This is a genomic window from Vibrio sp. Y176, from assembly GCF_033438945.1.
This window is the reverse complement of record NZ_JAWOQS010000608.1, coordinates 1-669: the sequence shown is the minus strand read 5'-3', so window position 1 is coordinate 669 and position 669 is coordinate 1. Positions and strand designations below refer to the sequence as shown.

Below are 669 nucleotides of genomic sequence, written 5' to 3'. Positions count from 1 at the left end.
TAACTATAACCAACATGGCGAGTTGATTGACTGCGATATTGAATACTGGCGTCACGATGCCATCAGTATTGAGTCGGTGGCAGAGCTCAATCACTAACGTTCGCATTTTCATATTCAAAGGCTCCATCTCGGAGCCTTTGTTTTGTCTAAACGGGAAAATAAATGGATTTTTTGGCAATCGCACTCGTTGTCTTTTCTGCGGTTTTGCATGCTGGCTGGAATATCTTGGGTAAAAGCCATGCCGGATCAGGCGTGGCATTCACGATGGCTGCAAGCCTGTCTGCTTGTGGAGTGCTTACCCCATATCTGATTTGGTATTTAACCACGCTCGGTTGGACTTCGTTGCCAGTTGAGTTTTGGGGAATGCTGGCTTTTAGTGGAATAGCGCAAATTGTGTATCTCGTCGGTTTGATCATGGCGTATAAACATGCCGATGTTGGTGTGATTTACCCAATTGCACGCGCTTTGCCGGTCATGATGGTGGGAGGGTTCAGTGTTGCACTCGGCCATGCGCTTTCATCTCAACAGTGGCTTGGTTTTGTGTTGATCACCTTTGGCTGCATTTTGGTTCCGTTGACTCATGTTCGCCAAGTTTCTTTGGTGGCGTATCTAAATGTAGGCGTGTTTTGGGCGTTGATCGCGGCAATTGGCACGACAGGTTACTCTGTG

Annotated in this window: 2 pseudogenes; both read left to right on the top strand. The window is 47.4% G+C overall.

Going from position 1 to position 669, the window contains the following annotated elements:
* Nucleotides 1–97: pseudogene (locus R7O13_RS27585) on the top strand (phosphonate utilization transcriptional regulator PhnR); the annotation flags it as partial.
* A gap of 65 nt (nt 98–162) precedes the next feature.
* Nucleotides 163–669: pseudogene (locus R7O13_RS27580) on the top strand (multidrug transporter); the annotation flags it as partial.